Origin of the sequence: Paenibacillus sp. FSL L8-0708, from assembly GCF_038009325.1 — a bacterium.
Lineage (GTDB): Bacteria > Bacillota > Bacilli > Paenibacillales > Paenibacillaceae > Paenibacillus_AQ > Paenibacillus_AQ odorifer.
On the sequence record NZ_JBBPBC010000001.1, the window covers coordinates 7,385,414 to 7,397,890 of the forward strand.

Annotated in this window: 8 protein-coding genes; 3 read left to right on the forward strand and 5 right to left on the reverse strand. The window is 46.0% G+C overall.

The window, feature by feature from the left end; genetic code table 11:
• The first annotated feature begins 32 nt into the window (after positions 1-32).
• Complete coding sequence (locus tag NYE58_RS34600; protein ID WP_076219755.1) at positions 33-1,424, forward strand: aldehyde dehydrogenase; 1,392 nt, start codon at positions 33-35, stop codon at positions 1,422-1,424.
• Positions 1,425-1,475: 51 nt separating this feature from the next.
• Here NYE58_RS34600 and pgmB read toward each other — a convergent pair whose 3' ends face one another.
• From pgmB to NYE58_RS34625, 5 genes are all read right to left on the reverse strand, one after another.
• Positions 1,476-4,481, reverse strand: a complete 3,006-nt coding sequence (gene pgmB, locus NYE58_RS34605; protein WP_081387419.1) for a beta-phosphoglucomutase — start codon at positions 4,479-4,481, stop codon at positions 1,476-1,478.
• Between the two features lie 46 nt (positions 4,482-4,527).
• Complete coding sequence (locus NYE58_RS34610; protein ID WP_076124061.1) at positions 4,528-5,619, reverse strand: carbohydrate ABC transporter permease; 1,092 nt, start codon at positions 5,617-5,619, stop codon at positions 4,528-4,530.
• The gene (locus NYE58_RS34615; protein ID WP_445671776.1) at positions 5,619-6,737 is read right to left on the reverse strand and encodes a carbohydrate ABC transporter permease; all 1,119 of its coding nucleotides are present in this window, start codon (positions 6,735-6,737) and stop codon (positions 5,619-5,621) included. Before NYE58_RS34615 ends, NYE58_RS34610 begins: the two co-directional genes overlap by 1 nt.
• A 143-nt stretch (positions 6,738-6,880) precedes the next feature.
• Positions 6,881-8,302: an ABC transporter substrate-binding protein gene (locus NYE58_RS34620; protein ID WP_341004104.1), complete on the reverse strand. Its 1,422-nt coding sequence runs from the start codon at positions 8,300-8,302 to the stop codon at positions 6,881-6,883.
• Between the two features lie 335 nt (positions 8,303-8,637).
• Positions 8,638-9,642, reverse strand: a complete 1,005-nt coding sequence (locus NYE58_RS34625) for a LacI family DNA-binding transcriptional regulator (RefSeq protein ID WP_036682112.1) — start codon at positions 9,640-9,642, stop codon at positions 8,638-8,640.
• Positions 9,643-9,900: 258 nt separating this feature from the next.
• On the opposite strand from NYE58_RS34625, the gene NYE58_RS34630 reads away from it, so the two are divergent.
• Positions 9,901-10,914, forward strand: coding sequence for an LLM class flavin-dependent oxidoreductase (locus NYE58_RS34630; protein ID WP_081383185.1), 1,014 nt, complete (start codon positions 9,901-9,903; stop codon positions 10,912-10,914).
• 477 nt (positions 10,915-11,391) lie between these two features.
• A complete protein-coding gene (locus NYE58_RS34635; protein ID WP_341004105.1) occupies positions 11,392-12,468 on the forward strand; it encodes a hypothetical protein in 1,077 nt (358 codons plus the stop codon).
• Positions 12,469-12,477 lie beyond the last annotated feature (9 nt).

Consider the following 12,477-nt stretch of genomic DNA (forward strand, 5'->3'; position numbering starts at 1 on the left):
TCTAACTTCTTACAAGGATGGAGGAAAGATTAATGACAACCTATACAGCTGACGGCATTCAAGGAATGCTTGAAGAGCATAAGGATTTTTTTAATAGCGGCGTAACTAAAGAGGTTTCTTTTCGTCTCCAGCAGCTGCGAAAACTTAAAAATATTATTAAACAATACGAAGGACGTATCATCACCGCACTACAACAGGATTTAGGAAAAGGTGAGTTCGAAGCCTATGCCACAGAAATCGGCTTTACGCTGGACAGTATCGGCTACATGATGAAACATCTTAAGCGTTGGGCGAAGCCTAAAAAGGTTCGATCCCCGCTGCACTTATTTCCTGCAAAAAGTTATATTTTAAGTGAGCCTTACGGCACAACGCTCATTATTGGTCCGTTTAATTATCCATTTCAGTTGCTAATTGAGCCCCTAATCGGCGCCATTGCCGCTGGTAACTGCGCTGTCCTCAAGCCATCTGAGAGCACACCTGCCATCTCGTCCGTGGTTGAGCAGCTTATTCAGGAGACCTTCGAGCCGCAGTATATCCGCGTAATTCAAGGGGAAAAAGAGACCACTAATTTGCTGATCCACGCCAAGTTTGATTATATTTTCTTTACGGGCAGTGTGCCTGTCGGCAAAATCGTAATGGAAGCGGCGGCGAAAAATCTAGTGCCTGTAACCTTGGAGCTTGGCGGGAAAAGTCCGGTTATTGTTGATAAGACCGCTAATCTTGATGTTGCAGCGAAACGGATTGTCTGGGGCAAGCTTCTAAACGCGGGTCAAACCTGTATTGCACCGGATTATCTGTTAGTCCACAAGGATATTGCCAAAGAATTGATCACCAAACTCAAACATCACATCACTGAGTTCTACGGTCAGGATGCACAGCCTAATACAGATTATGGCCGGATCGTGAATGATCGCCAGCTGCAAAGACTTGCTGACCTCATTGCGCGAGATCAGAGCAAGGTGATTATGGGCGGCACCATCGTGCCAGAAGAACGTTATATTGAGCCTACTTTAATCTATCCTGCCACTTGGACGGATGCTGCTATGGAAGATGAGATCTTCGGTCCGATCCTCCCAATATTGGAATATCATCAATTGGATGAGGCCATTCAGAGTATTAATGAACATCCAAAGCCACTGGCACTATACCTATTTACGGAGGATAAGAGTGTAGAACAAGAGGTGCTGTCCCGGGTCTCATTCGGGGGAGGGTGTATCAATGATACGATCTCACATGTGGCGAGCACTTATCTTCCGTTTGGTGGAGTAGGAAACTCTGGAATCGGGGGTTATCACGGGAAGTATAGCTTTGAGGTCTTCTCCCATCGTAAAAGCATCGTCAAGCGAGGCACACGGATCGACCTCGGAATCGTATATCCTCCTTATGGCAATAAAGTGAAGCTGGTTCGAAAAGTAATGAAATAAACAAAGCAGCAAACCTCTCATGATCGGGAGGTTTGCTGCTTATCAGGGTAACTACGCAAACAGCTCTAACAATTTCTCAACACTTATCTCTGCGGTGGAAGCCAGACATAGATCCGCGGTCCCGGTTACGAGCGCCAATCCAGCTCCCACTGACCTCATACCAGCAGCATTAATTGCGGCTATTCCTTCCTCGGTATCCTCAATCGCCACACAGCAGTCTGGGGATATGCCCAGCATTTCCGCAACCTGCAAGTGAATCTCTGGATCTGGCTTGCTTCTACGCAAGTTGCCAGGGTCAGCCACCGCCTGAAACCAATGCCCGATCTGCAAGCGTTCGAGAATCAGCAGCGCATTCTCATTCACTGAAGCCAGTCCGAGAGCAATTCCTCTTTGCTGCAAATCGGACAACACGCTGTGGATACCCGGATACAGCTCAGCAGGCGTCATTTGCTGAACCAGCTGTCTATACTTCTCGTTCTTTTTGTTGCAGAGCATTCCCTTTACCGGTTGCGGCAAATTCAGTCCACTACTCTCCAGAATGACTTCTAAAGATTCCATTCGACTTAGGCCCTTAAGACTCTTATGCTTCTCTCGATCAAAAGAAAGCGCAAGCTCATCCGCCAGATCCTTCCAAGCCTCATAATGATACTCTCCAGTGTCAGTAATTATCCCGTCCAGCTCGAAAATAACAGCTTCAAGTTGCTTCACATTCGAAAGCCTCAGCGGCTTCTGTGCAGACAACTGTATAAGGTTTCCCTTATGCATAATCTCAAGCTCTTCGCCCTCCAGCAGCGTATAGATCACTTCTGTATCACTCACAAAAATATCCAACAGCTGTCCAGCGCATGTTATTTTAAACCGATAGCTCTCCCACTGCGCTGGCACACTAGGATTAAATGATAACATCCCGCCGCATAAGCGCATGCCACCAAAACCATTCACAATCGACAGCCAGGAGCCTGCCATAGCAGCAGTGTGCAGTCCATCCTTTACGTTGCGGTTGATATCATCCAAGTCCATCCGTACCGTGCGGTCAAAATAGGAATAGGCTCCCGTCAAATCACCAATCTCAGCAGAGATTATACTGTGAATACACGGTGACAATGAAGAATCATGCGTCGTCAGCGGCTCATAATAATTATAATTCCGGATCTTATCCGCCAAGCTGAATTGGTCACCCAGTAGAAACATCGCCATTACCAAGTCCGCCTGTTTCAACACCTGATGACGGTAAATTACCAGCGGATGGTAGTTGAGCAGCAGCGGATATTTGTCAGCTGGTGTATGCTCGAAATCCCATTTTTTCTTGGAGAGAAACGTGTCGTCTTGAGCATAAATGCCAAGTCCCTCATCAAAGGGGATAAACATTTTGTCCGCCGCTTCCAGCCACACTAATGTCTCATGCTCAGTCAGACCGATTTTTTGCTTCAGGCGTTCAAAATGCTCAGGATACTGCTTAGACAATATCCCTGCCATCTCGTGTGCATAATAAAGCTGATCCTGGACCATAAAGTTGGTGTATGCATTATTGTTGACGATAGCTGTATATTCATCAGGACCGGTTACTGCATCAATACAAAAGACACCGCCCCTAGCCGGATTAAAGTACCCCAAGTCCAACCAAAAGCGGGAAGTTTCGAATAAAATTTCCGCTCCCTTCGTAACCAAAAAATCATAATCTCCGGTAGCCAGTACATACTGCTTGATGGCATACGCAATATCCGCATTAATATGCATTTGCGCCGTGCCTGCCGGGAAATACGCAGAGTTCTCTGCCCCGTCTATAGTCCGCCAAGGGAACAAGGCTCCCTTCTGCGACATTACCGCTGCACGCTCCCGTGCTTTGTCTAACGTGGCATAACGAAATTCGAGCAGCTTTCGGCTAATCTCCGGCTGTGTAAACGTAAAGAAGGGCAGCATATACATCTCGGTATCCCAGAAATAGTGCCCTTCGTATCCTTCACCCGTTAATCCCTTGGCTCCAATATTCGTAACCCCATCACGGCCTACGGATTGAAGCAGTTGAAAAGCATTAAAGCGAATGCCCTGCTGAAGCGCAAGATCACCATGAATCTCCACATCCGTATGTGCCCAGTATCGATCCAGATAAGCCTGCTGTTCCTGGGCAAGCGCTTCAAACCCGCTATGGTCTGCTAAGTGTAATATTTCAGTACTTCTACTAAGTAGTTCGTCTTCTGGATAATCTTTAGAGGTATGATAAGAGATATATTTGGTTAGTGAGACGCTTTCCCCACGCTCCACCGGGACGACAAACTGCATGGATAATTTCTGCCCCTCATGCTGCACGGTCCTTTTACCCTCAGATCTTGAATCGAGCTTATGACTTACCCCTGTTAATAGGGCAAACCGGGTATGCCGCGTCCGCTGCTTCATCCATAAGAAGGACTGTCCCGGTTCATGACCGGTATCCTCCAGGAGCAGATTGGGCTCCTTGCCTCCCGAGCCCAATCTGGGATCATCCGTTACCTTAGGTCTTTGGATCTTGCCGTCGATGGATGAAGTGAAGGTAAGCACTCCGCTGAAATTCAGCGCTTTAACCTCATAATCTATCGCCGCCAGATGTTTGTGCTGCAAAGTCACCATCCGCCGGATATGAAGCTGTACCCGGTGACCAGCTGGAGATTCCCAATCTACCTGCCGATGCAGAACCCCGCTTCGCATATCCAGCTTTCGTTCATAATGATGCACTTGCCCACTGTTTAACTGAAAGGTCTGCCCTTCAATACTCAGTTCAATAATCTTGGCATCTGTTACGTTCAGCATCGCTTGATTGCGGGATGGATATCCGTACGCTCCTTCTGGATATACAATGGGCTCCGAATCAAAAAAACCATTCAAATAATTGCCTGTTACAGACGAGCCTGAGCTGCCGTGGTAACCTTCTTCGAAATTACCGCGCATACCAATATATCCATTGCCAAGAGCAAAAATACTCTCGCTTCTTTGATTGTTCTCTTCACTATAAGCTTCCTCATCAAGACTCCACTCCCGGTAAGGATATACCGCCTCCGGATGTACGTATGGTTTCATCTTCATCTCTCTAAGCTCCCCCTGATCACAGTTTCATTCGGGTTCTAAATCATTAACCTTTCACCGACCCACCCATAAGCCCTCTGACGAAATACTTTTGCAGCAGGAAAAAAATAGCGAGCGGCATCAGCATAGAGATAAATGCAGCCGAAGTAAGTAAATGCCAATCGTTGCCTCTTGAGCCTACTAAATCGGCAATTTTCATCGACATGACTTGCACAGACGGTTGATTGCCGATAAAAATCAATGAGACTAAATAGTCATTCCACACCCACAGGAATTGGAAGATCCCGATAGAAGCCAGTGCTGGCACTGATAGAGGCAGAATTAACCTACTGAATATAGTGAAATGACTTGCCCCATCCATGAAAGCCGATTCGAACAAATCCTTCGGCAATTGACTGATAAAGTTGTACATAAAGTACGTAACCAGCGGTAATCCAAAAGCCGTATGCGCCAGCCAAATTCCCAGATAACTTCCGTTTAGCCCAAGTGCGGTATAATCCTTAAGTACTGGAATAAGCGCAACCTGTATCGGAATGACGAGCATTGCAATAATGATTACAAAAAGGATTCTGCGCCCAGGAAACCGCAGCCAGGCAAAAGCATATGCAGCAAAAGAAGCGATCAGCACCGGAATAACTGTTGCTGGAACAGCAATCGTTAGCGTATTCCAGAAAGCCTGTGACAATCCGGAGCCTTTTTGCACCGTTTCACTACCATCAGCCTGTTTCAGCTTGTATTCCTTACCGGAAAGCACATTATTATAGTTATCCAGCGTGAGATCCGGTGTCATCTTCCAACCTTGTATCTGTTCATTTACGGTACGTGCTCTACGATTCTCCCACATAAGCCGGCTGCCATCAGCCTTCACGCCAGCCTTCAGCTCATCATCTGTATAAGTTTTACCGTTCACCTCAATTGGCTCCCGAAGATCCACATCCTTGGATAGCTGAATCGTCTCTCCAGCCTTCCACTCCTGATGGGGAAAAGCTTTCCACCATCCAGTCTGCAGAATGTCAGCAGCCGGACGGAAGGAGGAAATAAATAGCCCAAGAGTCGGAAGCAGCCAAATAAAACAGATCACACCCAACACGATATTTACAACCGTTTTGCTGCCTTTTCTCTTCTTTTTGCCAGCCATTAGAATCCCCCCTGCTTACGGAACTGACGTAGATTGATTATGATTACAGGCAGCACCGCGATCAGTAGAACAATAGCCAGCGTGGAGCCGTAGCCGAAATTACGGTACATAAAGAATTGCCGGTAGAACTGTGTAGCAACAACCTCTGTATCGTATTGACCTCCTGTCATCACCATGACGACGTCAAATATTTTCAACGTAAAGACGATAATGGTCGTTGTCACTGTCAGAATGGTTGATGAAATATATGGAATCATGATTCCAAAGAAAATCTTCACCTCATTTGCTCCATCCACTCGTGCAGCTTCCAAAATGTCGTCAGGAACCCCTTTGATTGCTGCCGAGAAAATCACCATTGCAAATCCCGTCTGCATCCAGATCAAAATGATAATGAGGAAAAAGTTATTCCATGGCTGAAGCATACTCGTCCAGGCTTGGGGTTCTCCCCCAAAATAAGTAACGATTGCGTTCAACAGCCCGATTTGTTCGTCACCCGGTTGATAGTAATATACGAATTTCCAAATGACTCCTGCCGCTACAAAGGAAATAGCCATCGGCATAAAGATGATCGATTTGGCGATTTTCTCATAGCTGCTGCGATCGGCAAGAATAGCAATTAAGAGCCCGAATGCTACACAAGCAAGCGTGCCAACGAATACCCAAAGTAAATTGTTACGCAATGCCGTTGCCATCAGATGATCGCTAAAGATCGCTGCATAATTGCTCAGACCCACAAATTTTTCTGAAGAAGCATTAAAAAAGCTCAAATATAATGTTCGCAGTGCAGGCAGGACCAGTAACCAGCCCAGAATAATCACTGCCGGACCAATAAAGATATAAGGCAGCACCTTTCGCCGGATATGATCAGGGTACTGCTCAACCGCCCACGTCAGCGTATAGTAAATCAGATAAACACCTAGAACTCCCCAGAGGACAGCCAGAACCGCTGTTATCAGCGGATTTAATGTGGAATCCCGGAAGAATAAAAAGATTGCGCCGTTAACAACAATATTCGCTAACAACACAACTAGGGACAGCATTACCGCCTTCAGGCTGACGGTTGGCCTAGCTTGTGGTTGTGTTGGCATTTGTGGCTGTGGCTGTGATTGTGCACCCATATTAGCTCCAGCTCCTCCTATAAGTTTTGCGGAGCAAAACTCTTATCATAAGCATCGAACTCACTAGTTAGAAAACAAAAAGAGGGGCAGACAATCCTCTTTTCTTACTGCCCCTCTTTTTACTGTGTGCTATAAATATTAGGTTAGTTGTTCCAGCCGGACTGGATTTGTTCCAAGGCCTGATCCAGTGTCGCTGTACCGCTCACATAGTCGGTCATCCCTTTCCAGAAGGTGCCTGCACCCACTTTACCTGGCATCAAATCAGAGCCATCAAAACGCAGTGTGGAAGCATCTTGAACCAACTTCGCCATCCGGCGATCGGATTCAGAGGTATACCAATCAAGGGAAGCATCATTCATAGGAGCAATTACGCCGCCAGATTGTACCCAGCTCTTAATCGACTCTCCAGTGGTGAAGAATTCCATGACTGCACGAACCTCTGGACGATCGTTGAACATAGCGTAAATATCACCTGCAACCAGCACTGGTTTACCATATTGCGCATCAATTGGCGGCAAGTAGAACCAATCATAATCCTGATCAACCTTTGCCGTTTCAGGGAAGAAGCTTGTAATAAAGTTACCGAGCATATTAAACCAGGCTTTAGGCGGATCAGTGAACATTGGCGCTGGGGCATCCCCGAAGGATGTTGTCACGATAGACTTAGCACCACCGTAAACATAATCCTTGTTAAGCCAAATTTTAGACATGATTTCAACAGCATTTTTTACTTCTGGTGAAGTAAATGGCAGTTCACCTTTTACCCACTTATCGTAGTTCTCAGGCGTAGTCGTACGAAGCATTATATTTTCGACCCAGTCTGTTGCTGGCCAACCCGTTGCAGCACCACTCTCAATGCCAATAGCCCAGGCAGGATCGCCATCCTTGGCAATTTGTTCAGTGAGTGCCATCAGCTCATCCCAAGTTTCAGGAACCTTGTAACCTGCATCATCAAATTGTTTCTTTGGATACCATACCAAGCTCTTTACATTACTGCGGTTCCAAATCCCCGCCATGATCTTCCCGTCTTTTCCGTCCATCGTAGACATATCGAGCCAGCTCTTATTGTAATTAGCCGTCAATTTGTCTTGATCCAGCACACTGGTCAAATCGATAACCTTGCCCGTCTTAGCAATCGATGCCAGCAATCCCGGCTGCGGGAAGTCAGCGATATCAGGAGCATTTCCGCCGTCCACCCGAATATTTATTGTTGCTTCGAACTCCTTGGAGCCCTCGTATTGAATATCGATCCCTGTCTTCTCTTCAAATTCTTTAATGCTGCTCTCAAATTTCACTTGGTCAGCATCTACGAAGGGTCCAAACATGGTTACTTTAGTCCCTTTATATTCACCTTTCATCGCTAAATCTAACGGGGAACCCGAAGGTTCAGCACTAGGTGCATTTGTCGCTTCCTCGGTGTTATCTGCTGTTGGGCTGACTGTTGCCGCCGGTGGATCTGTAGGCGCCGCATTATTGTTGCCTCCGCCGCATGCGCTCAGCGTCATTGTGAAGGATAAACACAGTACTAAAGCCAACGACTTTTTACGTCCTGAGATCTTCTTCATCTTTTGTACATCCCCTTTAATGGTTATAGAGATAACATCTTATTCAATCATCCGGGCACCCTGGCATGTATTAGCAGCTTGTAGCAGATCACCTCCTTGCAAAGCTTTTCAGAAGACAGGTAAATATCCTAAAATCAAACTCCATCACAAATGTAATTTAATAATAGCGCTTACATTTTTTATATTATCATAATTAGTAACCGTTTCCAATCGGAAAATGAGATGTTTTTCATAAGAATTCATACTATTTTCTATCCTAACATTTAAATTTTAATTAAGACCGATACGCGGCTCTGAAAAGCTTTTCAGAAGAAGGTCACAAAAATAAAGAGCCTTTATTTTTCCCGCGTGGATTCCCGCACAATCAGCTTATGCTCCATCTTTTCATTCAATACCTGGACACCACCTGTTGTGAGCAATTCATGCAGCATCTCCGCCGCACGATACCCTAACTCATAAATCGGCTGTGCAATCGTGGTCAGCTTTGGAATGAACATACTCGACATCCGCAAATTATCAAATCCAATCACAGATACCTGCCCCGGAACTAGAATATTACGATCCTTCAGATAAGAAATCGTCCCCATTGCAAATTCGTCAGCAACACAGAAAACGGCGGTCAGCTCGGGATAATCAGTAAACAACTCATGCGCAGCTTGATAAGCGTGTTCGAACCTGTGATTGGCATATTTGCTCTTCACAATATTCTGCTGTAGTCCAAACTCTGTTAATGCCCTTACAAAACCTTCATAACGAGGCGGGCCGGATACGGAGTTATCATGGTTAAAACCAATCATGCCAATGTCCTTATGCCCTAAATCAATCAGAAACTTTACCGCATCGTAAGCCGCCTGTTCATCATCCACCTCCACAGATGGAATGTCGTACTCATCAGAATGCGAGGATACCAACACAAAAGGAATTCTACAACCGACTAATTTGTCATGTGTCTCAGGATAAAGGACATCACTGGCGAACACGATCCCATCCACCTGCTTCTCATGAAAGTTATCGATGTAAGACAGCATCCGTTCTTTGTCGCGGTCCGTATTGCAGATCATTAAACTGTATCCGAGCTTGATGCATGCATCCTGCATTCCCCGAATAACCCCTGCGAAATACAGGTTCTCAATATCCGGAATCAGCAGGCCCAGTGTAAAAGACTTCTTGTAGATCAGGCCGCGTGCAAACGCATTTGGTTGATATTGCAAACGTTCTACAGCCTCCATCACTCGATTCCGTTTGCTCTCTACGACCGTATTCGGTGCATTCATAACACGCGATACGGTGCTGATCGACACCTCCGCCATTCTGGCAACATCTCTTATGGTTGGCTTCATAACGATAACTTCCTTTTTTTCAGGTAACTTTTCGATGTGATTATAGCAAGCCCGTTAAGAAATAACAAGAGATATTTTAAAGCGCTTACATTTTATTTTAAAGACATACTTATTCCTTATCTAATCATTACAAAGTGCGTATAACTTACTTAAAGTGTGTATATAGTTTTATTACATGGTATACTAGGCGAGTAGCATTATTCGCAGCTACAAATACTGCTCTAGACTATCTGAGCGTTTATTATAGGAGGGATTACATTGAAGCAACAGCGCGATATTCGATTCTCCGTACTGGACTTAGCCTCTATTGTGGAGGGTGGCACAGCGGCAGACTCTTTTCATAACTCTTTAGCTTTAGCTCAACATGCTGAGGCATGGGGCTATCACCGGTATTGGTTTGCTGAGCATCACAACATGATTGGTGTTGCCAGTTCTGCTACCTCACTCTTAATTGGCCACATTGCTGGCGGCACAAAAAGCATACGCGTAGGCTCTGGAGGCATCATGTTGTCCAACCACGCACCACTTGTCATTGCGGAACAATTCGGGACCCTCGAATCCCTATATCCAGGACGGATTGATTTAGGACTGGGCAGAGCCCCAGGATCCGATCAACCGGCTTCCCGTGCGCTACGCCGTGGTCTCGGAAGCGACGGCAGTGACTTCCCCGAGCAGTTAAGTGAGCTCAGAGCCTACTTCGATCCTGCAGGTGCAGGATCACGACCGGCTGGGGTTCGTGCTGTTCCTGGTGAAGGCTTGAATATCCCCATCTGGCTGCTAGGCTCCAGCGGTTTTAGTGCTCAGCTGGCAGGGAAGCTAGGTTTACCTTTTGCTTTCGCCAGCCATTTCGCACCAGAATATTTACTACAAGCTTTACACATCTATCATAGTAATTTCCGTCCTTCAGCAGCACTCGACAAACCTTATGTGATGGTCGGAGTTGGCATTACAGCAGCCGATACCGTGAATGAGGCAAGACGACTGGCTACCTCGCAGCAGCAGCAATTCCTTAATATCATCCGCGGACGTACGGGGAAGTTACAACCACCGGTTGATAGTATGGAGGGGCTATGGACGATGCAAGAAAAAGCAGCCATGCTTGAGAAACAGCGTTACTCTTTCGCTGGTGATAAAGCAGCAATTAAAGAACGGCTTCAAGAAATCCTGCAAGAGACACAGGCCGATGAATTGATTGTTTCTGGTGGAATTTATGATCCTAACGCTCGTCTACGCTCTTATGAGATTGTAGCCGACGCTATGAAGGAAATCTAATTTATCATCATAATTAAGGCAAGACGATAGGTCTGGTATCGGGGTTTGAGCCCTATTCCAGATGTATGTCTTGCCTTTTTATTTTGCATTCATAATCGTTCTCAATAAAACACAATAAAAACAATGAATTACATAAAAATAAAGAGTTAAATAGAGAAAACTGGTGTAAACCCATTAACATAATTGATATTTGATCAAATATGATGGATTTCCTTCTAATATCCCATTTTTGTTTAGATATTATTTTGATTATACTTTAGTTATTCGCTATAACGAACGAATTGGCGGTATATCTCTACCCTCTCCTTCCGCTTTCACGGAGATTCCTATATACGCACAAGGAAGTGGTTCTGTGAGATACTACTTATTTCGACAATGTTTGATGAAAAATCCGATTAGAAGAGAAGAATTTGCCGGAAGCCCGCAAATGATGTCTACAAAATTTAATATGGGGTTCAGGAGAAAGGAGCGAGTAAAGTGAAGAAGAAATATCGCTCGGCTTTCATAGCTGCTTATATCCTGACTATTCTAGCAGGAGTCATCTGGCATGCTGGCGGAGTTAGTGCGCAAGATACCATTAAGCTTACGGTGAATTCGCATACGACAAGCACAGCCACCATGAACAATATGCAGCCTGGTGATGAAACGAACTCAGAATACACAATTATTAACGCAGGTAGTGAGGGCTTTAATTACTATGTGGACTTCAAATTCATCTCTGGAGACGCAGAATTATACGATATTCTCCAAATGACACTCGAAAAAGAGGGAGTAATCATCTATTCAGGGGTGATGAGTGAGGCTGCCGGAAGAGTTGCCATCGGTTCACTTGCCGGGGGAGAACAAAGTGTAATCCAAATGGATGTAATTTTCCCGTGGGAAGCAGGGAACGAATATCAAGGGAACACCACCACTGTAGCCTTTGAGTTCTCCGCTTCTGGAGGACCGGAGCCATCCGCTCAACCTAGTCCTTCACCGACAGCGACGGCCACAGCTCAGCCTACACCGGAGCCATCACCTACAGCGACTGCTACACCTACTGTAGCGCCAACTACGACACCTACTGCCACGGCTACAGCTACACCTGAAGCTTCGCCGACCGCAACAGCTTCACCAACCACGACACCTACAGATCCGCCGACGACTACCGCTTCACCAACTGCGGCACCTACGAATACACCGACGGCTACTTCGCCAACGGTAACAGCAGCTGCCACACCAGGGCAATCAACGACGCCAACACCAACACCATGGCCAACACCTACAGCTTCACCAGTAGTAGATGAAATTAGTGTTACTGAAGCGCCGATCCCACTGGGTGGAGGCGATAATGAGCCGACAGCATCACCAAGTGCTGGCAGCCAAACTACCAGTGCAACACCGCAGCCAAGCAATGAAATCGCCCTGCCTGATGATGAGCTTCCACTGGGAGCACCAGAGGTTGGCAACAAGCTTCCAAATACCGCTGAGCCTTGGTATAACTTGATTCTTGCCAGCTTAGCCATTGCGGTACTCAGCGTGATTATCATGCGCAGATTGAAATCGAAGAAATAACCACATTTT